We start from the raw sequence: 25,665 nt of genomic DNA, 5'->3' as shown, positions 1-25,665 counted from the left end.
CCGTCGTGTGGGACGTGTCCTTCAGTTGACGGTGGTGGTGCGTGTTACGCGGCCAGCCTCGCCAGTGCCGCGTCGATGCGCGCCAGGGTCTTTTCCTCGCCGAGGATCTCCAGGGACTCGAAGAGGGGCAGGCCGACGGTGCGGCCGGTGACGGCCACGCGGACCGGGGCCTGGGCCTTGCCGAGCTTCAATCCGTGGGCCTCGCCGGCCGCCAGGACGGCCTCCTTGAGGGAGTCGGGCGAGGTCCAGTCGGCAGCCTGGAGCTTCTCGCGGGCCGTGCGGAGCAGCGCGTCCGAGCCCTCCTTCATGGCCTTCGTCCAGCTCGCCTCGTCGAGGACCGGCTCCGGGAGGAACAGGAAGTCGACGTTGTCGGTGATCTCCGAGAGGACCTTCAGACGGCTCTGCGCGTGCGGGGCGATCGCCTGCCACTTGGCCTCGTCGAAGTTCTCGGGCGCCCAGGGGGCGAACGGGGCCTTCAGCCAGGGGGCGCAGCGCTCGGCGAACTCCTTCACGTCGAGCATGCGGATGTGGTCGGCGTTGATCGCCTCGCACTTCTTCAGGTCGAAACGGGCGGGGTTGGGGTTCACGTCCGCCACGTCGAAGGCCGCCACCATCTCGTCGATGGTGAAGACGTCCCGGTCCGCCGACAGCGACCAGCCCAGCAGGGACAGGTAGTTGAGCAGGCCCTCGGGGAGGAAGCCGCGCTCGCGGTAGAGGTTCAGCGACGACTGCGGGTCACGCTTGGAGAGCTTCTTGTTGCCCTCGCCCATGACGTACGGCAGGTGGCCGAAGGACGGGATCTGCTTGGCGATGCCGAGTTCGATCAGTGCCTTGTAGAGGGCGATCTGGCGGGGGGTCGAGGAGAGCAGGTCCTCGCCGCGCAGGACGTGGGTGATCTCCATCAGGGCGTCGTCGACCGGGTTCACCAGCGTGTAGAGGGGGGCGCCGTTCGCGCGGACGATGCCGTAGTCCGGCACGTTCTCCGGGGTGAACGTCAGCTCGCCGCGGACGAGGTCCGTGAAGGTGATCGTCTCGTCGGGCATGCGGAAGCGGACGATGGGCTCGCGGTCCTGCGCCTCGTACGTCTCGACCTGCTCGGCGGTCAGCTCGCGGCAGTGGCCGTCGTAGCCGGAGGGCTTCCCGGCGGCGCGGGCGGCCTCGCGGCGCTCCTCCAGCTCGGTGGTGGTGCAGTAGCAGCGGTAGGCGTGGCCGCCGTCCAGGAGCTTCTGGGCGATGTCCTTGTAGAGGTCCATCCGCTGCGACTGGCGGTACGGGGCGTGGGGGCCGCCGTCCGCGCCGGAGGCGCTGTCGAACGCGGCGGGGCCCTCGTCCCAGTCGAAGCCCAGCCAGCGCATCGAGTCCAGGAGCTGCTCGTAGGACTCCTCGGAGTCGCGGGCCGCGTCGGTGTCCTCGATGCGGAACACGAAGGTTCCGCCGGTGTGGCGGGCGTATGCCCAGTTGAACAGGGCCGTGCGGACCAGCCCCACGTGGGGGTTGCCGGTGGGCGACGGACAGAAACGTACGCGGACGGGTGCGCTAGCCACGCTTGACTACCTTGTTGGTGAGAGTGCCGATGCCTTCGATGGTGACGGCGACCTCGTCGCCGACACTCAGGGGGCCGACCCCTGCCGGGGTGCCCGTGAGGATCACGTCGCCGGGGAGCAGCGTCATGGCCTCGGTGATGTTGACGATCAGGTCCTCGATGGGGTGGATCATCTCGCTGGTGCGGCCCAGCTGACGCTGACCGCCGTTGACCGTGCACTGGATGGTGAGGCCGTCGGTGATCGCGGTGAGGTCGAGATCGGTCTCCACCCACGGGCCGAGCGGGCAGGAGGTGTCGAAGCCCTTGGCCCTGGCCCACTGCTTCTCGCGCTTCTGGACGTCGCGGGCGGTGACGTCGTTGGCGCAGGTGTAACCGAAGATCACGTCCTGGACGCGCTCGCGCGGGACCTCGCGGCACATGCGGCCGATGACCACGGCCAGTTCGGCCTCGTGGTGCAGCTCGCTGGAGAACGGCGGGTACTGGATCTCGTCGCCGGGGCCCGTCACCGCGGTGGACGGCTTGAAGAAGGCGAACGGGGCGTCGGGCACCTCGTTGCCCAGCTCCTTGGCGTGCTCGGCGTAGTTGCGGCCGAAGGCGACGACCTTGTTGGGCAGCACGGGCGGCAGCAGCCTGACCTTGCTCAGCGGGACCTTCGTACCGGAGAGCTCGAATTCCGTGAACGGGATGCCCTTGATGATGTCGAGGACGAGCTCGTCCGGCTTGTCGCCCTCGACCGCGCCGAACGCGACGTTCCCGTCGATGGAGAATCTGGCAATGCGCACGGGATCCCTGCGCCCCTCACTTGAGCCGGCTGGAGTCTGACGATCCAGGCTAACGCGGCGGAGGGCCGTCACCCCGCCCATTACGCCCCGCTCATGACGAAGGGCGCCCGGGACGTCTCGGGGACGTTCCGGGCGCCCTTCACAGGGCTTCACAGTCCTTCACATTTGCGCTCGTCCGCCTGATCGCCGAATGATGGGACGCGACCGGCGAACTTCGTACGTGTCCGGACTCGCCCGCTTCGAGCGGTCGGTGACCGGCGCGCGCTATCCGGCGACGGCGGCCTGGACCGGGACCTCGTCGAGGATGGTCCGCCGGGGGTTGGCGGTCTGGGCGGGGAGATCGACGGAGTGCTCCTGCTGCAGCGTCTGAAGTTCGTCGGCGTCGGCGAGATGCGCCAGGGTGGTGCGTCGCGGGTTGGCTATGGCTTGGAACATCATCGTCGTCTTCACTGGTGTACGTGACCTCGCGGTTGTGGGCGCCGGACGGCCTCAAGAGCCGTCCCAGAAGCGCGGGTTGTCGGATTCGCCATCCCTGTAAAGCGTCAGGCTAAACATGCAATTCCCGGGGTAACTCGTGAAGACGGCATGATCACCGTGTGAGTTTCCTCACTCACCAATGGACGTTTCGGGCAATCAGGACCCTTGCTTCGCCCCGACGAAACGGACATCGCTCAACTGAAGCACTCATTCCGCTCCTGATCATCGCGACTGGGACACGCCGCGCTGCCCTGCACCTCGCTCTCGTTTGTCCCTTATATACGCGCTCCGCTTGTACTCCTGGTGACCTTTCCCTCACCCGGCGTCACGTTGAACACAGGGTCACCCATTGGCCTTGTTGGAGATCCTGCACTGTGCTGGAATTCCACGGACCGCCGCGGAGGAGACCCGGCGCACAGGGGGCGCAACGCAGCGCCAAGTGGCGGCGGGAAGGGGGAGCCAGCGCCGGTCACTTCAAGACCAATAGGGGTGTGCCTTCAAGGCGGCCCCAGACGCCGACACCGTCTCGCCGTTCACCCGGAGAGGCGCCTGGTCCAGAGGTTGCGACGCTAGTGCAGGGACGTTTCAAGAGGGATGGCAGCGCTTCGGCGGAGCCGGAGCCGCACGGCGGGACTGGCCCCATGAAAGGCAGCTCCGCGCCCCAGCACGCCCAGAACCCGGGCCCGGCGGAGATCGGCAACAGCGGTGAGCGCTCCGGGCGCCCCGGTGCGTCCGCGCCTCCGCCTCCCCCGCCCAGGCCGAAGAGCAGCCCGAGCAGCCCCGGTTCGCGAATAGCACTGCGCAACTGGCGCATCTCGACCCGCCTCGTCTCGCTGCTCGCGCTCCCCGTGGTCGCCGCCACCTCGCTCGGCGCGCTCCGCATCAGCGACAACGTGGACGACATCCAGCAGCTCGACAACATGCGGCTGCTGACCGACATGACGAAGCAGGCGACCGAGCTCGCCGCCGCCCTCCAGCAGGAGCGCGACCTCTCGGCCGGCCCGCTCTCGGCGGGCGGCGCCGCCACCGACCCCACGATCAAGGGTGTCCGCGACAAGACGGACACGGCCCAGCGGCAGTTCCTGCGGGCCACCCAGGAGATCGACGACGCCAGCTCGGCCGGTCAGCTCACCGGCGTCCGCGACAGCCTCGTGGGCATCGCGACCGAACTGGGCCAGCTCACCAACATCCGCCGGGACGCCTACCAGGACGGCGAGAACGCCACACTGACCGTCGAGGCGTACCACCGGCTCATCTCCCAGCTGCTCAACCTCTCGCAGGACATGGCGGAGGCCACCAGCAACCAGGAGATGATCTCGCGCACCCGCGCCCTCGCCGCGTTCTCCACGGCCAAGGAGTACGCCTCCGTACAGCGCGCGGTCATCGCGGCGGCGCTGCCGGCGGACAACAAGAACTTCGGCGAGCTCTCCGAGAGCGACCGGCAGTACGGGCTCTCGGCGCTGACCAGTGAGGGCTCCGAGACCGACAGCTTCGGCAACATCTACGGCCGGGACCGCGCCGAGGAGTTGATGAGGCCGATCAGCGACGGCAGCCCGACCATCAAGGCGGTCGACGACTACGCCAAGCGCGTGCTCGACAACCGGAACGGTCTGCGCTCGCTGGACAAGCGCTCGTACCGGGACTGGGTCGACGACGACTCGGTCAAGATCGAGCAGATGAAGAAGATCGAGGGCTCGCTCCTGGAGGAGATGGAGCAGACCGCCCGCCAGCTGCGGAGCGAGTCCGAGCGCGAGGCGATCATCTCCGGTGCGCTGATCCTGCTCGTCCTCGGTATCTCCCTCGTCGGCGCCTTCGTCGTGGCCCGCTCCATGATCCGCTCGCTGCGCCGGCTGCAGGACACCGCGACCAAGGTGGCCCAGGACCGGCTGCCCGAGCTGGTCAAGCAGCTGTCCGAGTCCGACCCGCAGGACGTCGACACGTCCGTGGAGACGGTCGGCCTGCGCTCCAAGGACGAGATCGGCCAGGTGGCCGCGGCCTTCGACGACGTGCACCGCGAGGCGGTCCGCCTCGCCGCCGAGCAGGCCCTCCTGCGGGGCAACGTCAACGCGATGTTCACCAACCTCTCGCGCCGCTCCCAGGGTCTGATCCAGCGCCAGCTGTCGCTGATCTCCGAGCTGGAGTCCCGCGAGGCCGACCCGGACCAGCTGTCCTCGCTGTTCAAGCTCGACCACCTCGCCACCCGCATGCGCCGTAACGGTGAGAACCTCCTCGTTCTCGCCGGTGAAGAGCCCGGCCGCCGCTGGACCCGCCCGGTCCCGCTGGTCGACGTGCTCCGCGCCGCCGCGTCCGAGGTGGAGCAGTACGAGCGCATCGAGCTGTCGGCCGTGCCCTCCACCGAGGTCGCCGGCCGGGTCGTCAACGACCTCGTGCACCTGCTCGCCGAGCTGCTGGAGAACGCCACCTCGTTCTCCTCGCCGCAGACCAAGGTCAAGGTCACCGGTCACGCGCTGCCCGACGGCCGTGTGCTGATCGAGATCCACGACACCGGTATCGGTCTGTCCCCCGAGGACCTCGCGTCCATCAACGAGCGGCTCGCCTCGCCGCCCACCGTGGACGTGTCCGTCTCCCGCCGCATGGGTCTGTTCGTGGTCGGCCGCCTCTCGCAGCGCCACGGCATCCGCATCCAGCTGCGGCCGTCCGACTCCGGCGGTACGACCGCGCTGGTCATGCTGCCCGTCGACGTCGCCCAGGGCGGCAAGAAGCCCACTCCGGGCAAGCCGGGCCAGCCGGGCATCCCCTCCGGTGGTCCCGCCGCCGCGCAGGCGTCGGCCGGTGCGGCCGCCGCACGCCGGGGCAACCAGCCGGGCGCGGGCGCTCCCGGTGGCCGGCTCGGTGCCGTTCCGCAGCGCGGGCAGGTGGGCGCCGGACAGGGTCCGCGGGCCGCGCTGCCCGGCAGTGACCAGGACAGCCGTCCGGGCGGGCCCGGTGGACCGCGCGGTCCGCAGGGTGCTCCCCCGGCGCCGGCCGGCGCGGGTGCCGGTGGGTTCTTCGGCGGTCAGGCGGCGCCGGGTGCCCCGCAGGGCCTGCAGGCCGCCGGGACCGGTGCGCCGCAGAACTTCTTCGAAGACGCCTCCGGGCGCCAGGGCGGCTTCGCCGGCGGCGGCTCGGGCCTGCGTCCTCCGGGCGGCTCAGTCGGCGACAACAGCTTCAGCGCGTCGCGTCAGGGGGGCTTCGGCGAGGGCGACCCCTCGGCGGAGCGCGGCTCCGGTGCCGTACCGCCGCAGCAGCAGCCCAAGGAACGGTCCGGCAGGCGCCGGCCGCAGCTCCCCGGGCGCGGTGGTCCGCGTGCCGAGCTGCCCGGTGGCAACCCGCAGCCGCGCACTCCGAGCTGGAGCGACGAGAACGCGCAGCCGCCGGTGCCGCGCGCCTCGCTGGACGCGCCGCGCGGCCACGAGGAGCCGCGCTACGACGACCGTCAGGGCCCGGGGGCGACCGAGGAGTTCCCCCGGATCGACGACCATCAGAGTCCCGCCGTCACCTCCGAGTTCCAGCGTCCCGACTTCGACGCGCCGCGGCCCGACCTGCCGCAGAACGGTACGGGGCAGTTCGTCCGCTCCGACGTGTTCGGCGGCCCCGCCCCGTCCGCGGCCGGGGACCGCTACCCGGCGCCGGGCCGTGGGAACCCGCAGGACACGGGCCAGTTCACAGCGCCCGGCTACGACGACGCCGGCACGGGCCAGTTCGACGCTCCCGGCTACGGGGACCGCCAGGACCTCTCGTCCACGGGCCAGTTCGAACGTCCCCAGGCGGGCGGCGGCGCCGACTTCGGCGCGCCCCGGTCCGCCATGCCGCAGCGTCCGCCGGCGCCTCCGCAGGAGCCGGACAACAGGGGCGCCGCGCAGCGGCCCGATGAGGGGCGGGGGTCGGGCGACGGGTGGGACCTGCCGCCCGCGCCGAGCCCCGGAGACGGCCGTACACCGCTGTACGACACGCTGGAGACCAACTGGTTCCACGGCGGTCCGCCTTCCCGGCCGGGCAACGGCAGCGGCAACGGTCCGGGCAACGGCTCCATGCCGTCGCAGTCCTCCGCGGCCGGCCGGGCGCCGGCCGGCCCGACGGGCAACGGCGGTTCCGGCGGTCCGGCCGGCAACGGCGGCTCCAGCTGGCGCGCCACCCCCAACGACGAGCTGGTCCGTCAGGCCGAGCGCGTCCGTCAGCCGTCGGCAGGCGGAGTCACCACCTCCGGCCTGCCGCGCCGGGTCCCGCGCGCGAACCTCGTGCCGGGCACGGCTCAGCAGCAGCAACAGCAACAAAGCGGTCCGCAGATCTCGCGTGCGCCCAATGACGTACGCGGCCGGCTGACCAATCTCCGTCGGGGCATCGCCCAGGGTCGCCAGGCCGGTACCGGCCAGACCGGCAGCTTCCCGAGCCCCACTCACCAGCAGGAGCGTTAGTTGAGCCAGATGAGCCAGGCGGCACAGAACCTCAACTGGTTGATCACCAACTTCGTGGACAACACCCCCGGGGTGTCCCACACCGTCGTCGTGTCCGCCGACGGACTCCTTCTGGCGATGTCCGAAGGCTTCCCCCGTGACCGAGCCGACCAGCTCGCGGCCGTCGCCTCGGGTCTCACCTCGCTCACGGCCGGGGCCTCCCGGATCTTCGAGGGCGGGACCGTGGCCCAGACGGTGGTGGAAATGGAGCGCGGCTTCCTCTTCCTGATGTCCATCTCGGACGGGTCGTCGCTGGCGGTCCTCTCCCACCCGGAGTGCGACATCGGCCTCGTCGGCTACGAGATGGCGCTGCTCGTCGACCGCGCGGGCGCGGTGCTCACGCCCGACCTGCGCGCCGAACTGCAGGGCAGCCTGCTCCACTAGACCCCACCCCCGCTGCACAACCACAAACCGTCCGGCCGCCATCAGTCCCCCCACCGGCCCCCTCAGACGGCTCGACTGACCGACTTGCTGTCCCGCCCGGAGGATCCATGACCCCGCCCACCGCCTCATCTGATCCGTACGCAGCGTCGTACGGGGACGAGGGCGACCAGCCGCTGGTACGGCCGTACGCGATGACCGGCGGCCGGACGCGGCCGCGCTACCAGCTCGCCATCGAGGCGCTGATCAGCACCACGGCCGACCCGGCAGCGCTCATGGGGCTGCTCCCCGAGCACCAGCGGATCTGCCACCTCTGCCGTGAGGTCAAGTCCGTGGCAGAGGTGTCGGCCCTGCTGTCCATGCCGCTCGGTGTGGCACGGATCCTTGTCGCGGACCTCGCCGAGGCCGGACTCGTCGCGATCCACCAGCCCGGCGGCGACGAGAACGCCGGCGGCGCACCGGACGTGACACTGCTCGAAAGGGTGCTCAGTGGACTTCGCAAGCTCTGACGCGGGCCGGGCGACCACCTCCGCGAAGATCGTGGTGGCGGGCGGCTTCGGCGTGGGCAAGACCACGTTCGTGGGCGCCGTGTCGGAGATCAACCCGCTGCGTACCGAGGCCGTGATGACGTCCGCGAGCGCGGGCATCGACGACCTCACCCACACCGGGGACAAGACCACCACCACGGTGGCCATGGACTTCGGACGCATCACCCTGGACCAGGACCTGATCCTGTACCTCTTCGGTACGCCCGGCCAGGACCGCTTCTGGTTCATGTGGGACGACCTGGTCCGCGGCGCGATCGGTGCCGTCGTCCTGGTCGACACCCGCCGTCTCGCCGACTGCTTCCCCGCGGTCGACTACTTCGAGAACAGCGGACTGCCCTTCGTCATCGCGCTCAACGGCTTCGACGGGCACCAGCCGTACACGCCCGAGGAGGTCCGCGAGGCGCTGCAGATCGGACCGGACGCGCCGATCATCACGACGGACGCCCGGCATCGCGCGGACGCGAAGTCGGCGCTGATCACGCTCGTGGAGCACGCGCTCATGGCCCGGTTGCGGTAGAAGCGCACCAACCGGTACCCCAAGCGCACTCAAGTCGACAGCTCTATACGGTAGTTGTCGTAGATACACCGGCGCCGACTGTGTCGTTTGACACGGTCGGCTTCGGTGTTCATAACGTTTCGACAGAGAAATAAGGTGGTACGGCCACGCGTCGCGGTCGACCGGTGTCGCTGCGTCCACCATCGGCCCGCTTTTTGCCGTGGCTCGCTCGTTATGACCGTTTTATCTAGGACTTACATCACGCGGAATCGTCGCTTCCGGGTGTTTGGAAGTGTGCAGGCTGACGTGCTGGAATGCCTGAACTGCCCAATAGTCAAAGACGTACCAGGGCGTTGGAGTCACCCGCGGCACGACTTAGGTGCCGGCGCCGAGAGGTTGTTGGTCGAGTGAGGCGAAGCAAGCGCAGTCCCGAGCCGTCGGCACGGGGCAACTTCACCCCGCCGCCGCGCGGGGCGACACCTGCACAAGCGTCCGGACCGGAGCCGACGGTCCCCCCGCCGCCGAGCGGCAGCCGGCTCTCCCCGCGCAACTGGCGGGTGCCCACGCGTCTGAACGCGATCCTGCTCATACCCGTGGTGGTCGGCCTGGTCATGGGCGGCTTCCAGGTGAAGGGCTCGATCGACACGTGGCAGCAGGCGAAGGACGCCGAGAAGGTCGCGAAGATCGTGGTGGCCGCCGAGGACTACGCCACGGCGATCATCAACGAACGTGACATCTCCGCGCAGCCGCTGCTGTCGGGCGACCGGAACAACGAGACCGTCCAGCAGGCCCGTGACTTCACCGACGAGAAGGCCGACGCCTTCCACAAGGAAGTCGTCGGAATGCCCGCCAAGCAGGGTCTGGAGCGCCGCCTCCGGCTGGTCGAGGAGGCGGAGCCGGGGCTGGAGCAGCTCCGGCAGGCGGCCTACACGCGGTCGATGGACCCGACGAAGACCGAAGAGGGCTACGTCGAGGTCCTGCGCCTGCTGATGGAGTTCTCGAACGAACTCGGCCTCGGCACCGGGAACATCACGGCCTACGGCCGCACGGTCTACGCCCTCGCGCTCTCCAAGAGCGCCGCCTCGCTGCAGCGCTCCATCGGCACGCACCTGCTGGTCAAGCCCAGCACCGACGAGACGGTCCTCCGGCAGCAGCTCACCGCCTTCACCTCGTACGCGTACCTGGAGAACATCGCCGTCCAGGAGTACGTCTCCGGCGGCACCGAACAGGACGCCAACCGCCTCAAGCAGGTCATGGCGCAGAAGACCGAGGAGGGCAAGAAGCAGCTGGCCGAGGCCGCGCAGCAGGCCCAGGCCGAGGGCAAGACCGTGGTCGCCCCGCCCACGATGACCGAGATGATCCAGGCGATCGGCAGCGGCCGGACACCCGCCCAGCTCGCGCAGCAGGGCGTCACCCCCTCCACCTGGATGGCCGCCTCCACCCTCAAGTTCGAGGGCTACAGCGAGGTGGAGACCGAGATGATCAACCGCGCCGTGGACGACGCGGGCCAGATCGCCTCGAACGCCCAGCGCAACGCCTACATCAACGGCGCCGTCGTCATCCTCGCCCTGCTCGCCGCGTTCATCCTCGCCTCGCTCATGGCCCGCCAGATGAGCCGCTCGATGCGCCAGCTGCGCAACGCCGCCTTCGGGGTCGCCGAGCAGCGTCTGCCGATGCTGGTCGACCAGCTCTCGCGCGCCGAACCGGGCCGCGTCAACACCCGGGTCGTGCCCATCCCGATCACCTCCACGGACGAGATCGGCGAGGTGGCCCGCGCCTTCGACCAGGTCCACCGCGAGGCCATCCGGCTCGCCTCCGAGCAGGCCATGCTCCGTGGCAACATCAACGCGATCTTCACCAACCTCTCGCGCCGCAACCAGTCGCTGATCGAGGGCCAGCTGACCCTGATCACCGACCTGGAGAACAACGAGGCCGACCCGGACCAGCTGGAGAACCTCTTCAAGCTGGACCACCTGGCGACCCGTATGCGCCGCAACGGCGAGAACCTCCTCGTCCTCGCCGGCGAGGAGCCCGGCCGCCGCTGGGACCAGCCGGTCCCGATGGTCGACGTCCTGCGCGCCGCCACCTCCGAGGTGGAGCAGTACGAGCGCATCGAGCTGTCGGGCGTCCCGGAGGCCGAGATCCACGGCCGCGCGGTCACCGACCTCGTGCACCTGCTGGCCGAGCTCCTGGAGAACGCCACGACGTTCTCCTCCCCGCAGACCAAGGTCCGCGTCACCGCGACCCGTCTCCCCGACGGCCGCGTCATGATCGAGATCCACGACAAGGGCATCGGCCTCACCGCCGAGGACTTCGCGGACATCAACCACAAGCTGGCCAACCCGCCGACCGTGGACGCCGCGATCTCCCAGCGCATGGGCCTGTTCGTGGTCGGCCGCCTCTCCGACCGGCACGGCATCCGCGTCCAGCTGCGCCCCTCGGGCGAGCAGGCCGGTACGACCTCCCTGGTCATGCTCCCGGACGTCATCACCCACGGTGGCGGTGGCGAGCAGCAGCAGTCGCGCGAGGAATTCACCGTCTCGCAGATCGTTCCGGAGCAGTCTCTCCAGTCCCCGTCCCCCGAGTCGATGCGCACCGCGGCCGAGCTCGGCTTCGACGACAGCCGCTACCTCGATGTCCCGGACGACCTGCGCGACCTGGACCCCGTCGGCCGCTCCCTGATGCGTGAGGAGCGCCGTGCGGCCCTGGAGGCCCAGACCCACGGCCAGGACCGTTCGGAGGCCATCGAGCCGCCCCGGTACGGCGACGGGCGGACCGCGTTCCTCGACCAGCCGACCGGTTACGACCAGCAGACCGCGTACGAGCAGCCGCAGCAGGCGTCGTACGAGAAGAAGTACCCCTCGCCGTTCGGTGGTGTACCGCAGGGAGGGGAAGCCTTCACGTCGAACGACGGCTACCCCCAGCCGAGTTATCCGGAGCCGGTCCAGGAGCAGCAGCAGGCGGCGCACGCCCCCGCTCCGGAGGCGTTCCCGTCCTTCGACGCGCCCTCCTATCAGGATGACTGGCCGCAGCAGGGCAACTACCAGAGCCCGTACGCGTCCGAGTACGCTCCGGAACCGGAATCCACGCAGGCCGATGACGCGAAGGAGCCGGACCGCGTAGGCTTCGACCGTCCGGGACCGGCCCCCTCCGCCGTCCACGAGCTGACCGACGCCGGGCTGCCCCGCCGCGGATCCCCCGCGAACGGCACAGGCATCCCCCAGCACGTGGCACAGGAACCGCCGGCGGCAACGGAGCCGCCCGGCGACTGGCGGTCCGCGAACGACGAGCGGTGGCAGCAGGCATCGCAGCTCCGGAAGCCCAGGGCGGGCGGGGTGACCTCCTCCGGCCTGCCGCTACGGGTGCCCAAGGCCAACCTGGTCGAGGGGGCCGCCGAATCGACCCCACAGGGAGGCCCACAGGTCTCCCGCGCTCCCGAGGACATACGGGGCAGGCTGAGCAACCTGCGCCGCGGTGTCCAGCGGGGACGCAAGGCAGGCAGTGAAACGAACGGCCAGGGCTTCGGTCCTGACAGCACCTACAACCAGGAGCGTTAGTGTGAGCCCGATGAGCCAGGCGGCACAGAACCTGAACTGGTTGATCACCAACTTCGTGGACAACACCCCGGGGGTGTCCCACACGGTGGTGGTCTCCGCCGACGGACTCCTTCTGGCGATGTCCGAAGGTTTTCCGCGCGACCGCGCCGACCAGCTCGCGGCCGTCGCGTCCGGACTGACCTCGCTGACCGCGGGCGCCTCCCGCATCTTCGAGGGTGGCAGCGTCAACCAGACGGTTGTGGAGATGGAGCGAGGGTTCCTCTTCATCATGTCCATCTCCGACGGTTCGTCCCTCGCAGTCCTTGCACATCCGGAAGCGGACATCGGCCTCGTTGGGTACGAGATGGCGCTTCTGGTCGACCGTGCCGGTACGGTCCTGACACCCGATCTGCGAGCGGAGCTCCAAGGGAGCCTGCTCAACTAGCAGACACTCGGTGCGTTTTGGCGTCCCGGGGCCGTAAGGTTTCGGGACGCGGCTTCCACAACGTCGGATGCCCGGCACAGTCGGAGGAGGAGAGAAAGTGGCAACACCCCCAGGCGGTTCGTCCTCGGGCAACTGGTCCTACGGCTTCGGCCAGGGCCACGGCCAGGGTGAGCAGAACCGGTACAACTTCCCCTCCACACCGAGCCAGCAGCGCCGCCAGCCGTACGCGCCTCCCGGCCCCCAGGGTCCGGGCCCGTCGCCGTACGACCAGCCGCCGGCGCCGCCCATCCAGCCCGTGCAGCCCCAACGCCGCACCCCTGAGCCGACGCCCGCAGCGGCGTCGAACCCTCTGGTGCGCCCGTACGCCATGACGGGCGGCCGCACCAGGCCCCGCTACCAGCTCGCCATCGAGGCGCTGGTGCACACCACCGCGCAGCCGCACCAGATGCAGGGCCAACTGCCCGAGCATCAGCGCATCTGCAACCTCTGCCGAGAGATCAAGTCGGTAGCCGAAATCTCCGCGCTGCTGACCATCCCTCTCGGCGTGGCCAGGATCCTCGTCGCCGACTTGGCGGAAGCGGGCCTGGTCGCGATCCATCAGCCCGGCGGCGACGAGAACGCCGGTGGCCAGCCAGACGTGACATTGCTCGAAAGGGTGCTCAGTGGACTTCGCAAGCTCTAGCGGAGGGCCTTCCCGCTCCACCACCTCCGCGAAGATCGTGGTGGCGGGCGGCTTCGGCGTGGGCAAGACCACGTTCGTGGGCGCCGTCTCGGAGATCAATCCGCTGCGCACCGAGGCCGTCATGACGTCTGCTTCAGCAGGCATCGACGACCTCACCCACACCGGGGACAAGACGACCACGACGGTCGCCATGGACTTCGGACGCATCACGCTCGACCAGGACCTGATCCTGTACCTCTTCGGCACCCCGGGCCAGGACCGCTTCTGGTTCATGTGGGACGACCTGGTCCGCGGCGCGATCGGCGCGATCGTGCTGGTCGACACCCGCCGTCTCGCCGACTGCTTCCCCGCGGTCGACTACTTCGAGAACAGCGGACTCCCCTTCGTCATCGCCCTGAACGGCTTCGACGGCTCGCAGCCGTACAACCCGGACGAGGTCCGGGAAGCTCTCCAGATCGGTCCGGACACGCCGATCATCACGACGGACGCCCGCCACCGGGCCGATGCGAAGTCGGCGCTGATCACCCTGGTCGAGCACGCGCTGATGGCCCGCCTGCGGTAGCGCTCCGCTGATACGCGAGCAAATGGGCGCCCTCCGTCTCGGAGGGCGCCCATTTGTTCTTCAGGGGCGCGGGGAACTGCGCGAGCAACCGCCGACAATCCGCAGCCTGCAAACGCCCCACACCCCCACGGCGCTCTGCAAAGACATACGAAAGGGCCCCCTCCCGTCGGAGGGGGCCCTTTCGTAACGGTCAGCGCCAGCTGTGGGGCGCCCGGAAGCCCCCCTCGCGCTCAAGGCGGCGCCAGCCCGCCTTGAGGCGCCCACGGTGCACGGGCGCCGGGGGCTGCGCGGCGGCGCGGGCCAGCAGGACGGCCGTGATCGCAGCGACTTCCTCGGGCTCGGCGTGGCCCTTCTCGACGCGGATGTCAGGCAGGTTCATGGGTTCAGTCTCCGTGGATGAGGTTTCCGCGGGAGTACCGCGAAGGATCCGCTGGGTTACCGGCAGGACTACTGCGGCGGGTTGCCGTGCTTGCGGGAGGGCAGGTCGGCGTGCTTGGTGTGCAGCATGGCCAGGGAGCGGATGAGGATCTCGCGCGTCTGAGCGGGGTCGATGACATCGTCCACGAGGCCGCGCTCCGCCGCGTAGTACGGGTGCATCAGCTCGGACTTGTACTCCTTGACCATGCGCGCCCGCATCGCCTCGGGGTCCTCGGCCTCGGCGATCTGCCGACGGAAGATGACGTTGGCCGCGCCTTCCGCGCCCATCACCGCGATCTCGTTGGTCGGCCACGCGTAGGTGAGGTCCGCACCGATGGACTGGCTGTCCATGACGATGTACGCACCTCCGTAGGCCTTGCGCAGGATGAGCGAGATCCTCGGCACGGTCGCGTTGCAGTAGGCGTACAGCAGCTTCGCGCCGTGGCGGATGATTCCGCCGTGCTCCTGGTCGACGCCCGGGAGGAACCCAGGCACGTCCAGGAACGTGATGATCGGGATATTGAAAGCGTCGCACATCTGGACAAAGCGTGCAGCTTTTTCCGACGCCTCGATGTCCAGGACCCCGGCCAGCGACTGCGGCTGGTTGGCCACGATGCCCACCACCTGACCGTCCAGGCGGGCCAGGGCGCAGATGATGTTGCGGGCCCAGCGCTCGTGGACCTCCAGGTAGTCCCCGTCGTCGACGAGTTCCTCGATGACCTTGGCCATGTCGTACGGGCGGTTGCCGTCCGCCGGGACCAGGTCGAGCAGGACGTCGGAGCGCCGGTCCGCCGGGTCCGTGCACTCCACGCGCGGCGGGTTCTCCCGGTTGTTCTGCGGGAGCAACGACAGCAGGTAGCGCACCTCGTGGATGCACGTCTCCTCGTCGTCGTAGGCGAAGTGGCAGACGCCGGAGGTCTCGGCGTGGACGTCCGCGCCACCGAGGCCGTTCTGGGTGATCTCCTCACCCGTGACCGCCTTGACCACGTCCGGCCCTGTGATGAACATCTGCGAGGTGTCACGGACCATGAAGACGAAGTCCGTGAGCGCCGGGGAGTACGCCGCACCGCCCGCGCACGGGCCCAGCATCACGGAGATCTGCGGGATGACACCGCTCGCCTTGGTGTTGCGCTGGAAGATGCCGCCGTACCCGGCGAGGGCGCTGACGCCCTCCTGGATACGGGCGCCCGCGCCGTCGTTGAGGGACACCAGCGGCGCCCCGGCCGCGATGGCCATGTCCATGATCTTGTGGATCTTCGTGGCGTGGGCCTCGCCCAGCGCGCCGCCGAAGATACGGAAGTCGTGGGCGTACACGAAGACCGTGCGGCCTTCCACCGTGCCCCAGCCGGTGATGACGCCGTCCGTGTAGGGCTTCTTGGCCTCCAGGCCGAACCCGGTCGCCCGGTGCCGGCGCAACTGCTCGACCTCGTTGAACGTGCCCGGGTCGAGCAAGAGCTCGATGCGCTCCCGCGCGGTCAGCTTGCCCTTGGCGTGCTGCGCCGCGGTCGCCTTCTCGCTGGGCCCGGCCAGCGCCTGCGCCCGGATCTCGTGCAGTTCGGCCACCCGCCCGCGCGCGTCGGTCGGCTCGCTCGGCGCATCATCCAAAACGGTCATGTAGTGACCTTACGAAGTGCAGCAAGAAAAGCGGGCCGTCGACTCCGTACAGTCTCCGGCCCGTTTTCCTGGTACCCCTGAACAGAACCAACGCCTTGTACAGCCGATCCGACTGCTCAGAGGGCCTCCGCGTTGTGGGGGTCACACAAAGTGGTCAGCCGAGAACCACCTCACAACGATGGGTCGCGCATACCGCCCCCGGAGTGACACGGAGGCGCAGACGGCCGCCGCCCGCCTCCAGCGTCTCGACCGACGGGTCCGCGTGGACGACGCGTCGTACGGGGCGGTCCCAGGTGATCTCCAGGGCCTCGCCCGTGCGCGGCGGTTCGCTCACGCAGAGGGTAGCGGTACCGCCCCGGCGGTGGACCAGCACACTCGCGGGTGCGGTGGCCGCGAGGGAGCCCGCGGCGCCCGGAGCCCAGAAGTTCGCCGCCGTCAGGCCCAGGGAGCCGACGTGGACCGCCTGGCGGCGGGCGTCGTTGGCGAGGACGGACAACCAGTGGCGGTCCGCGGCGCGGGCGGCGACCTGGTGGCGGGAGGCGCCCGGCATCAGGACGTACAGGTACCTCGCGTCCGCCGGGTCCGTGCCGTGGTCCAGCCAGAGGGTCTGCCAGCGCCGGGTACGCCGCTCACTCGTACTGGTGGTGTTGATGTCGGACCAGGAACCCGTGCGCTCCTCCCGGAGGGTGCGCAGCTCGCCCCCGTCCGGGAACACCCATCCACCATGGCCTTCCAGGTGGGCCCAGCCCCGCCGGACGAGGAACTCCGGATCGCCGTCCTCCCCCAGGTTCCGGTTGTCGACCACGGTCTCGACGGGCACCCCGTCGGCGCAGGTGATGCCGGCGCCGAGGCAGATGACGGCGTCCGCGACACAGAACCACGACTTGCGGGCCTGGAGCGTGGAGCCCAGGCCCCTGAGGTGCTGGCCGATCGCCGCGTACGTGCCGTCCGTGGTCCCGCCGACCCACCGTGCGGCGGGCCTGGGCTCACCCCACTCTCCGCCCTCCTTGTCGGCGAGGCGCTTGGTGGAGACCGTGATGCCGGGCAGGCGGTACCAGTCGACGGTGGGCCAGAACCAGTCGGTGTACTGATCCAACTGATCGGGCTGATCGGAGCCGTTGGACCGGTGGGATTTATGCCCCGGTCCCGAGGGCCACCAGAACGTCATTCCGGCGCCCGTGTGCCAGCCGCGCGGGTTCTCGCCGTTGCCGCACTCGTAGTGCGCGATCCGTTCGGAGGCCATGGCGATGTTCGCCACGAAGCCGGGGCGACGGTGGACGGCGCGGTCCATGGCGGCGAAGAGGCGGTGGCCGACGGGGTCGGTCACGGCCGGCACGGCGGACCTCGCGACCGTGTGCAGCCGGGCCAGGTCGGCGACCTCGAACTGGCGGGCCGTGAGGATCGGCGTCACCGTGTCCCGTTCGATCCAGCCCTTGATACGCCCGTACCAGCGTTCGCGCTCGGAGGCACTGGCGCCCTCCGCGAGCAGGGCCATCGCGGCGATGAGCGCCTGCCCGTGGAAGTGGTCGCTGCGCATCACGTGCCGGTCGTCGCCCTTGAGGTGGCCGCGGCTGATGGCACGGCCGTTGACGCTGTCCATGACCAGGCCGTCGTGGATGAGGGGCGCGTAGGCGCGCTCTACGCTGTCCAGGATGATCTGTTTGTTCGGGTCGGTCACCTCCCAGCTCGACCCGGCGAGCAGTGCGAAGAGCCGCCCGAGGCCGTCGAGCAGCACCTGCCCGTACGTTCCCGAGTACGCCACCCAGGTGTGCTGCACGAACGAGCCGTCCGCGTACAGCCCGTCCCCTTTCGTGACGTACGGGAAGACCGGGGAGAGTGCGTCCCGCGCCAGCGCGATCTTCTCGGGGGCGCGGCCGAGGACGCCCCGGAGGGCGACGGAGCGGCAGAGGTCGACACGGTTGGCACCGGTGGAGGTGCCCGAGTAGTCGCGGAGCACGGAGTCCGGGATGAAGTGGTCGACGGCCGCGCAGGCGGCGGCCCGCCGCTCGTCGGACAGGTGGTCGTGGAGGGCGGCCACGATGTCCGTCAGGAGGCGGGGGCTGCCGATCTGCCACTCCCACCAGTTGCCGTACGGGGTGGTGGACGGGTTGTAGACCGTCGTGGAGAGGTGGTCGAGTCCGCGCCGGACGTCCGCCAGCAGCCCCTCGTCGCCGGTGAGGCCGCTGCCCTCCTGTAAGTACGCCTGCGTCATGGTCCACAGGCGGCCGTAGCTCCCGGTGATGCCGGAGGGCGGGTCGAAGGGATGGCCCGGCCAGAGGGAGGTGGCCGCGGGCGCCATCGCGGCCTGAAAGGCGCGGGCGAGTTCGCCGGTCTCTCTCAGACGGCTCGCGTAGGGCTCGGCGGCCGGGTCGTAGCCGGTGCCCAGGGCGATGTCGAGCCAGCGGTGCCGGAGGGTGTCGTACTCGTCGTCGGCGGTGTTCGGCACGGGGGCGGCGTGCCCGAGGGGCGCTCCGGCGGCGGTCGCCGTCAGGGCGGCCGCGAGCAGGAGGGTGCGGCGGTTGAGAGTCATTCTTTGCCCTGTACCACCTCTTCCGTCACCTTGGAACCGTTTCCGTCACGCTGGAACCGTGCGTCAGCCGATCGGCGCGCGCCAGAAAAACCGCCGCGAGCCAGAAATATATGACGCGCAAGAAGTTGAAAGCTGAACCGGAATAGGTCTACGGTGGGTCCTGTTGAGGTCGTCAAACGTTCAACAACCTTGACCGCGGCTTCCCGGCGAAACCGCGACCCGCCTTCCAAGGAGCACGTCATGGGCATCTTCGGCCGCAAGAGCGACACCACCGAGACCACCACCGCCACCGCGCCCGCCGCGGCCGTGAACCCCGACCTCGCGGCGCTGACCGGCGAGTACACGATCGACCCGGCCCACTCGACCATCGGCTTCGTGGCCCGCCACGCCATGGTCACCAACGTCAAGGGCGGCTTCCTCGACTTCTCGGGGTCGCTGCACCTGGACGGCACGGACCCGGCGCGGTCCACCGCCTCGATCGACGTCACGATGGACAGCATCGACACGGGCTCGGCCGACCGCGACGGTCACCTCAAGAGCGCGGACTTCTTCAAGACCGAGGAGTTCCCGACGATGGAGTTCCGCTCCACCAAGGCGGAGGCCCTCGGCGGCGACGACTACCGCATCACCGGTGACCTCACCGTCCTCGGCACGACCAAGCGCCTGACGATCGACCTGGAGTTCAACGGCTCCGCCAAGGACCCGTTCGGCAACGAGCGCGTCGGCTTCGAGGGCAAGGCCGAGATCCTCCGCTCCGAGTGGGGACTCACCTGGAACGCGGCCCTCGAGACCGGCGGCGTCCTCGTCTCCGACAAGATCAAGCTGGTCTTCGACATCTCCGCGATCAGGAACGCGGGCTGAACCATGTCGTAGGCGGGGGTGTGCGCTGGGGCGCGGCTCAACTGCGTGCGCGGTAGCTTCGACACTATGAACGCTGCAGTCGCCCGCAGTCTTCTGCGCCTGCTGATGGCACCGCTCGTCGCGGCGTTGGCAGTGCTCTCGGTCGGGGTGTCCGACGCGCACGCGGCCACCGACGTGTCCGAGGTCGCCAACGCCCTGCGCAAGGGCCCTGTCTACGTCGATCCGGCGGCCACCGGCCAGTTGTCCGGGTCGGACGCCCAAGCGCTCGCCAACAAGATCAGGGGCGCCGACAAGCCGATCTTCGTGGCGGTCCTGCCGGAGGGCTACCCCACCCGGAACCTCTTCGCGAACCTCCGCACGGAGACGGGCATCACCGGTCTGTACGGCATCCGCCTCGGTGACCGCTTCGACGCGCGGGCCGACAGCAGCGTGCTGAGCCACCAGGCGGTGAGCAACCTCGTCACCTCGGTCCGCGGCGCGGGCGACGCCAAGGCCCAGCTCAACGACTTCGTCGACGACGCGTTGCGCAGCCACATCGGCGGTTCGGCACCCTCCTCCTGGAGCGCGAGCGGTGGCAGCCCGAGCGTGGACACGGGCACCCTGGCCGCCATCGGCGCGGTCCTCGTGGCGGGCGGCGCGGGCGCGTACGCGCTCGTGCGCCTGGGCCGCCGCAGGCAGGAGGAGGAGCGGCGTGCGGCGCTGGAGAAGCTGCGTGTCGTGGTCGACGAGGACATCACCGCCTTCGGTGAGGAACTCGACCGCCTCGACTTCCACCCGGCGGAGGCGGGCGCGGACGACGCCATGCGCGCGGACTACGAGCGGGCGCTGGACGCCTACGAGCAGGCGAAGTCACTGATGGCCGCGGCCCAGCGCCCCGAGGAGGTGCGCGGGGTCACCCAGGCCCTGGAGGACGGCCGGTTCTCGCTCGCGCTGCTGGCCGCGCGCCGTGAAGGCCGCCCGCTCCCCGAACGCCGAGCGCCCTGCTTCTTCGACCCGCGGCACGGCCCGTCGGTGGCCGACGCGACCTGGACCCCCGACAGTGGCGCCCCGCGTGAAGTCCCGGTCTGCGCGGCCGACCGGGCACGGCTGGCCGACGGCCGGGACCCGATGGTCCGCGAGGTGGACACGGCGTCGGGCCGCCGCCCGTACTGGGACGCGGGCCCGGCCTACGGCCCCTGGGCGGGCGGCTACTTCGGCGGCGGCATCCTGCCGGGCCTGCTCATCGGCACCCTGCTCGGCAACCTGATGGCCGGCCCGTCCTACGCCGCGATGTACGGCGCGGGCTACGGCGACTTCGGCACCGGCGGCTACGAGGGCGGGGACGTCTCCGGCGCCGACTTCGACAGCGACGACTTCTCCGGCGGCTTCGGCGGCGGCGACTTCTCAGGGGGCGACTTCGGGGGCGGCGGGGACTTCGGCGGAGGGTTCTAGGCCCTGTCGTCGGACTCCAGCCCGACGACAGGGCCCAGGGCCGACCGGGCTCCCCGGGACTGGGCGCTCAGTCTTCGGGGAGCCCGGCTCGTGAGGTCGACGAGGGTTACTCCGCCGGTTCCACCCCGGCCCGCAGCAGGCCGTAGGTGTACGCGTCCTCCAGGGCCGCCCAGGACGCGGCGATCACGTTGTCGGCGACGCCCACCGTGGACCACTCCCCCGTGCCGTCGGACGTGGAGATGAGCACCCGGGTCGTGGAGTTCGTGCCGTGCTTGCCCTCAAGGATGCGGACCTTGTAGTCGACGAGCTCGAGCTTGGCGAGCTGCGGGTAGATCTTCTCCAGGGCGACCCGGAGGGCGCGGTCGAGGGCGTTCACCGGGCCGTTGCCCTCCGCGGTGGCGACGATGCGCTCGCTCTTGGCCCACAGCTTGACCGTGGCCTCGTTGGCGTGGCTGCCGTCGGGGCGGTCCTCGACGATGGCCCGCCAGGACTCCGTGCGGAAGTAGCGCAGGGGTTTGCCCGCCACCTCCTCGCGGAGCAGGAGTTCGAACGACGCGTCCGCGGCCTCGTACGTGTAGCCGGCCAGCTCGCGCTCCTTGACCCGCTCCACGACCCGGCCGACCAGCTCGCGGTCGCCGCCCAGGTCGATGCCGAGTTCCTTGCCCTTGAGCTCGATGGAAGCGCGTCCGGCCATGTCGGAGACCAGCATGCGCATGGTGTTGCCGACCAGTTCGGGGTCGATGTGCTGGTACAGGTCGGGGTCGACCTTGATGGCGGAGGCGTGCAGTCCGGCTTTGTGTGCGAAGGCCGAGACGCCCACGTACGGCTGGTGCGTGGAGGGCGTGAGGTTCACGACCTCGGCGATCGCGTGCGAGATCCGCGTCATCTCGCGCAGCCTGCCCTCGGGGAGGACCTTCTTGCCGTACTTCAGCTCCAGGGCCGCGACGACCGGGAAGAGGTTGGAGTTGCCGACGCGCTCGCCGTAGCCGTTGGCCGTGCACTGGACGTGGGTCGCGCCCGCGTCCACCGCGGCCAGCGTGTTCGCCACCGCGCAGCCCGTGTCGTCCTGGGCGTGGATGCCGAGGCGGGCACCGGTGTCGGCGAGGACGGTGGCGACGACGGCCTGCACCTGGGCGGGGAGCATGCCGCCGTTGGTGTCGCACAGGACGACGACGTCGGCGCCGGCCTCCGAGGCCGTACGGACGACCTCCTTCGCGTACTCGGGGTTCGCGCGGTAGCCGTCGAAGAAGTGCTCGCTGTCGACGAAGACCCGGCGGCCCTGGGAGCGGAGGTGGGAGACGGTGTCCCGCACCATCTCCAGGTTCTCCTCCAGCGTGGTGCGCAGGGCCAGTTCCACATGCCGGTCATGGGCCTTGGCAACCAGGGTGATGACGGGGGCGCCGGAGGCGAGCAGCGCCTTGACCTGCGGGTCCTCGCTCGCCTTGCCGCCCGCGCGGCGGGTCGCGCCGAAGGCGACCAGCTGCGCGTGACGGAAGTCGATCTCCTGCTGGGCGCGGGCGAAGAACTCGGTATCGCGCGGGTTGGCGCCGGGCCAGCCACCCTCGATGAAGCCCACGCCGAAGTCGTCCAGGTGCCGCGCGATGGCCAGCTTGTCCGCGACGGTGAGGTTGATGCCCTCCCGCTGCGCGCCGTCGCGCAGGGTGGTGTCGAAGACGTGGAAGGAATCGTCGAGCTCGCTGGTTTCGGTCATGGTTTCGGCTCCTGTACTGGATCTCGGTCTACCGGAATGACCGGTTCCGCCATCCCCCAAGGATCCCTCGCGCTCCCCTCCCGGCTGGTGGTGGGCCAGGAAAACGAAAAACCTCTCGCGGGTGCGAGAGGTCTGCGCGCGGGTCGAGGACGACGGTGTCCGCCCGTACGTTGTCGTACGTGGCGGTCACTGCGGACCGGCGCGCCTGCTGCCAATAATCATGGCGAACGAGAGCACGGGGGCATTCTGGCACAACCCGCCCCCGTGCTCACCGTCCGTCTCAGGATGCGAGCACTGCGCTGATCAGGGCAGGTGGCGTACGAACACGTCGGTGCCGTCGTTGGTGTCGCCGGCCGGAATCAGCTCCGGATCGCTGGACCGGAACACGATGCGGCGGGCGCCGTCGGCGATACCGCCCGGGAGGACGTCGGCCGTGGCCGTGCCGCCGGTGCTGTCGGGGGTGACCAGGGTGGTGATGCCCTTCTTCATGTCGCGTACGTAGACGGGCCACTCCGTGCCGTACCGGCTGCCGGGCTCCTCCACCTCCGACCTGAACGTGACGTACCGGCCGTCGGCGCTCACCGCGGGGTTGCGGGTGGAGGCGGCGTGGGGTCCGCCGTGGGCGGCGTGGAGGCGCTGGTTGACTCCGGTGGCGACGTCGTGCACGAACACGTTCCAGCTGCCGTCGTTGTCGTCGGGGATCAGATGGGTGTCCCGGGACTCGAAGACGACCGTCCGTCCGTCGCCGCTGAGGGACGGCTCCAGCGACTCCCGCTCCGTCTCCGAGCCGTCGTAGGAGCGGTCGATCTGGGTGCGGGTGGCCGTGGCGCGGTCGTACAGCCAGATGTCGCCCCAGTCGTCGCCACGCGGGCCGTTGCCGTAGTTGTACTGGTAGACGACGCGGCTCCCGTCGTCGCTGACCGTCGGCTGGTAGGCGTTGCGGGGCTCCCAGGTCGGCCGGGGGTGGCTGATCCGCTCGGTGGTGCCCGTCACCCGGTCGTGCAGGAAGACCACGTTGCCCTCGTCGATCTCCTGGAGGGTGAAGACCGCGTAGCGGCCGTTCGGAGTTGCCGAGACCGCACGCGGCTGCCCGGTGAATCCCTCGGGGACCTGGATGCCGAACGCCGTGTTCCGGCCCGTGCGCAGGTCACGCAGCCACACGTCGTCGGCCGAGACGAAGACGAGGCGGCGCCCGTCGTCGCTGATCGACACCACGTCCCCGCTGACCGACACTCCCTCCCCGTATCCGGCCCAGCGGGTCTTTCCGGTGCGCAGGTCGCGCACGAACATGCCGCCGTTCGAGGTGCCGGGCAGCAGGTCCGTGGCCTCAGAGGTGAAGGCGAGGTAGCGGCCGTTGCGGCTGATCACGGCCGGACCCGACGGATGGTCGCCCGCCTTGCCCTCGGGCGTGACGCTGACGGGCTCGGTGCGCGCGGCCCTTGGTGCGGCGCTCGCCGCGGGCCCGGTCAGCGCCACCGTGGCGGTGACCGCGACGACGGCGGCCGTCAGGGCGGCACGGCGCTTGGTCCAGTGCATGGTTGTTCCCCCGTGGTTTCTCGTTGCCTTTACGGACAGCGTCGTTGCGGTCCGGGTCGTTGCGGTCCGGGTCGTTGCAGTCCGCATCACCACTGCACTGTCCGCAGGAAGACGTCCGACACCCCGTTGGTGTCCCCCTCCACCAGATCGGGTGACGCCGAGTCGAACGCGACGACCTCGTCTTCTCCAACTTGCCCTCGCCCCCGGCCCTGTGCCGAGGGCTCACCGGGATACAAGTGCATCGCTCGACTCGGGTCAATGCGCTCGTTTACGTACAACCCGGACGACTGATCAGGTGTCCGCGGACCACGGCGGTCGTACGACGGCACGCGGGTACACGTCAGGGCCGCCGCGGACCTGGAGTCCGGGGCGGCCCTGAAGGTCACCGGTGGGGGTCGGCCGTCACGCCGGGGTCAGCCGAGCCCGTGCATCCAGCCGTGGGCGTCCTCCGCCCTGCCGCGCTGGATGTCGAGCAGCGCCTCGCGGAGCCTGAGGGTGACCTCGCCGGGCTCCCCGCCCGCCTGCTGCCACTCGGCGCCCGTGCGCTTGACCGTGCCGACGGGGGTGATGACCGCGGCGGTACCGCAGGCGAAGACCTCCGTCAGCGTGCCGTTCTCGGCGTCGCGCTGCCACTGGTCGATGGAGACGCGGCCCTCCTCTGCGGTGTAGCCGAGGTCGCGGGCGACGGTGAGGAGCGAGTCGCGGGTGACGCCCTCCAGGATCGTGCCCGTCAGCGGCGGCGTGACGATCCGGTCCCCGTACACGAAGTACAGGTTCATGCCGCCGAGCTCCTCGATCCACTGGTGCTCGACCGCGTCGAGGTAGCAGACCTGGTCGCAGCCCTTCTCGGCGGCCTCGGCCTGGGCGAGCAGGGAGGCCGCGTAGTTACCGCCCGTCTTGGCGTCGCCCATGCCGCCGGGGACGGCGCGGACGTGGTCCTCGGAGAGCCAGATGGAGACCGGCTTGACGCCGCCCGGGAAGTACGCGCCCGCCGGGGAGGCGATCACGAGGAAGAGGTACTCGTTGGCGGGCCTCACGCCCAGGCCGACCTCGGTGGCGATCATGAACGGGCGCAGGTACAGGGTCTCCTCGCCGCCGTGCGCGGGCACCCATGCCCTGTCCTGCCGGACCAGGACGTCGCAGGCCTCGACGAACGTCTCGACCGGCAGTTCGGGCATGCCGAGTCGGTGGGCGGAGCGCTGGAAGCGCCGGGCGTTCATCTCGGGGCGGAAGGTGGCGACGGAGCCGTCGGGCTGACGGTAGGCCTTGAGTCCCTCGAAGATCTCCTGGGCGTAGTGCAGGGTCATGTTCGCGGGGTCGAGGGAGAGCGGGCCGTACGGCACGAGTTGGCCGTCGTGCCAGCCGCGGCCCTCCGTCCACTTGATCGTCACCATGTGGTCGGTGAAGTGGCGGCCGAACCCGGGGTTGGCCAGAATCGCCTCGCGCTCGGTGTCGGAGAGCGGGTTGGCCGAGGGCTTGAGTTCGATCGTGGGCGTCGTCATGAGTCGTTGTCCTTCACCGGTTGTTGTGACGGGCGCGCATCGGTACGGCTCTGGAGGACCAGTGCTAGGACGTCCGAGCATTCCCCCGCTGGGCAGCTCCGCGTTCGATTATCGCAAGCGGTTGGCCAGGGAAGGAATGGAGTGAATGCGGCCCTTG

Annotated in this window: 19 protein-coding genes; 10 read left to right on the top strand and 9 right to left on the bottom strand. The window is 70.0% G+C overall.

Translation table 11 applies throughout. The annotated features are described in order from the left end of the window. Positions 1-44 precede the first annotated feature (44 nt). The 3 genes from gltX to E0500_RS17880 all read right to left on the bottom strand — a co-directional run bounded on the left by gltX (position 45) and on the right by E0500_RS17880 (position 2,775). A complete protein-coding gene (gene gltX / locus E0500_RS17890; RefSeq protein WP_131558347.1) occupies positions 45-1,544 on the bottom strand; it encodes a glutamate--tRNA ligase in 1,500 nt (499 codons plus the stop codon). Continuing rightward, positions 1,537-2,325: a fumarylacetoacetate hydrolase family protein gene (locus tag E0500_RS17885; protein ID WP_131558345.1), complete on the bottom strand. Its 789-nt coding sequence runs from the start codon at positions 2,323-2,325 to the stop codon at positions 1,537-1,539. The genes gltX and E0500_RS17885 overlap by 8 nt, the downstream gene beginning before the upstream one ends. A gap of 264 nt (positions 2,326-2,589) precedes the next feature. Further along, entirely contained in the window at positions 2,590-2,775 is a 186-nt protein-coding gene (locus E0500_RS17880; protein ID WP_131558343.1) for a hypothetical protein, read from the bottom strand. Between the two features lie 599 nt (positions 2,776-3,374). On the opposite strand from E0500_RS17880, the gene E0500_RS17875 reads away from it, so the two are divergent. From E0500_RS17875 to E0500_RS17840, 8 genes are all read left to right on the top strand, one after another. After that, positions 3,375-7,217 (top strand): nitrate- and nitrite sensing domain-containing protein, encoded by a 3,843-nt coding sequence (locus E0500_RS17875; protein ID WP_131558341.1) that lies wholly within the window; start codon positions 3,375-3,377, stop codon positions 7,215-7,217. A 9-nt stretch (positions 7,218-7,226) separates the two neighbouring features. Beyond that, the gene (locus tag E0500_RS17870; protein WP_095936862.1) at positions 7,227-7,640 is read left to right on the top strand and encodes a roadblock/LC7 domain-containing protein; all 414 of its coding nucleotides are present in this window, start codon (positions 7,227-7,229) and stop codon (positions 7,638-7,640) included. Positions 7,641-7,747: 107 nt separating this feature from the next. Beyond that, positions 7,748-8,146, top strand: coding sequence for a DUF742 domain-containing protein (locus E0500_RS17865; RefSeq protein WP_131558339.1), 399 nt, complete (start codon positions 7,748-7,750; stop codon positions 8,144-8,146). Beyond that, entirely contained in the window at positions 8,127-8,702 is a 576-nt protein-coding gene (locus E0500_RS17860; RefSeq protein WP_131558337.1) for an ATP/GTP-binding protein, read from the top strand. Before E0500_RS17865 ends, E0500_RS17860 begins: the two co-directional genes overlap by 20 nt. A 386-nt stretch (positions 8,703-9,088) precedes the next feature. After that, the gene (locus tag E0500_RS17855; RefSeq protein WP_181587039.1) at positions 9,089-12,238 is read left to right on the top strand and encodes a nitrate- and nitrite sensing domain-containing protein; all 3,150 of its coding nucleotides are present in this window, start codon (positions 9,089-9,091) and stop codon (positions 12,236-12,238) included. 10 nt (positions 12,239-12,248) lie between these two features. After that, positions 12,249-12,662: a roadblock/LC7 domain-containing protein gene (locus E0500_RS17850; RefSeq protein ID WP_033321188.1), complete on the top strand. Its 414-nt coding sequence runs from the start codon at positions 12,249-12,251 to the stop codon at positions 12,660-12,662. A gap of 97 nt (positions 12,663-12,759) precedes the next feature. Continuing rightward, entirely contained in the window at positions 12,760-13,344 is a 585-nt protein-coding gene (locus tag E0500_RS17845; RefSeq protein WP_131558335.1) for a DUF742 domain-containing protein, read from the top strand. Next, complete coding sequence (locus tag E0500_RS17840; RefSeq protein WP_006375305.1) at positions 13,325-13,906, top strand: ATP/GTP-binding protein; 582 nt, start codon at positions 13,325-13,327, stop codon at positions 13,904-13,906. Before E0500_RS17845 ends, E0500_RS17840 begins: the two co-directional genes overlap by 20 nt. A 190-nt stretch (positions 13,907-14,096) precedes the next feature. On the opposite strand, the gene E0500_RS17835 is transcribed toward E0500_RS17840, so the two are convergent. The 3 genes from E0500_RS17835 to E0500_RS17825 all read right to left on the bottom strand — a co-directional run bounded on the left by E0500_RS17835 (position 14,097) and on the right by E0500_RS17825 (position 18,467). Continuing rightward, positions 14,097-14,285, bottom strand: a complete 189-nt coding sequence (locus tag E0500_RS17835; RefSeq protein WP_131558333.1) for an acyl-CoA carboxylase subunit epsilon — start codon at positions 14,283-14,285, stop codon at positions 14,097-14,099. Between the two features lie 68 nt (positions 14,286-14,353). Continuing rightward, a complete protein-coding gene (locus E0500_RS17830) occupies positions 14,354-15,937 on the bottom strand; it encodes an acyl-CoA carboxylase subunit beta (RefSeq protein WP_131558331.1) in 1,584 nt (527 codons plus the stop codon). Between the two features lie 154 nt (positions 15,938-16,091). Further along, positions 16,092-18,467 carry a polysaccharide lyase 8 family protein gene (locus E0500_RS17825; RefSeq protein ID WP_131558329.1) on the bottom strand — a complete coding sequence of 792 codons (2,376 nt, stop codon included), beginning with the start codon at positions 18,465-18,467 and terminating at the stop codon, positions 16,092-16,094. Between the two features lie 240 nt (positions 18,468-18,707). Here E0500_RS17825 and E0500_RS17820 point away from each other — a divergent pair, with 240 nt between their 5' ends. Both E0500_RS17820 and E0500_RS17815 read left to right on the top strand, forming a co-directional pair. Continuing rightward, on the top strand, positions 18,708-19,328 hold the full coding sequence (locus E0500_RS17820; protein WP_131558328.1) for a YceI family protein: 621 nt from the start codon (positions 18,708-18,710) through the stop codon (positions 19,326-19,328). Positions 19,329-19,394: 66 nt separating this feature from the next. Continuing rightward, positions 19,395-20,759 carry a hypothetical protein gene (locus E0500_RS17815; protein ID WP_131558326.1) on the top strand — a complete coding sequence of 455 codons (1,365 nt, stop codon included), beginning with the start codon at positions 19,395-19,397 and terminating at the stop codon, positions 20,757-20,759. A gap of 106 nt (positions 20,760-20,865) precedes the next feature. On the opposite strand, the gene cimA is transcribed toward E0500_RS17815, so the two are convergent. The 3 genes from cimA to E0500_RS17800 all read right to left on the bottom strand — a co-directional run bounded on the left by cimA (position 20,866) and on the right by E0500_RS17800 (position 25,508). Next, a complete protein-coding gene (gene cimA, locus E0500_RS17810; protein ID WP_131558324.1) occupies positions 20,866-22,470 on the bottom strand; it encodes a citramalate synthase in 1,605 nt (534 codons plus the stop codon). A gap of 303 nt (positions 22,471-22,773) precedes the next feature. Then, positions 22,774-24,006, bottom strand: coding sequence for a PD40 domain-containing protein (locus tag E0500_RS17805; protein WP_131558322.1), 1,233 nt, complete (start codon positions 24,004-24,006; stop codon positions 22,774-22,776). 413 nt (positions 24,007-24,419) lie between these two features. Beyond that, on the bottom strand, positions 24,420-25,508 hold the full coding sequence (locus tag E0500_RS17800) for a branched-chain amino acid aminotransferase (protein ID WP_131558321.1): 1,089 nt from the start codon (positions 25,506-25,508) through the stop codon (positions 24,420-24,422). Between the last annotated feature and the right edge of the window lie 157 nt (positions 25,509-25,665).

The sequence above is a fragment of the Streptomyces sp. KM273126 genome, assembly GCF_004337435.2.
Lineage (GTDB): Bacteria > Actinomycetota > Actinomycetes > Streptomycetales > Streptomycetaceae > Streptomyces > Streptomyces acidicola.
The sequence above is the reverse complement of the archived record's forward strand: the minus strand, read 5'-3'. Positions and strand labels throughout refer to the sequence as shown.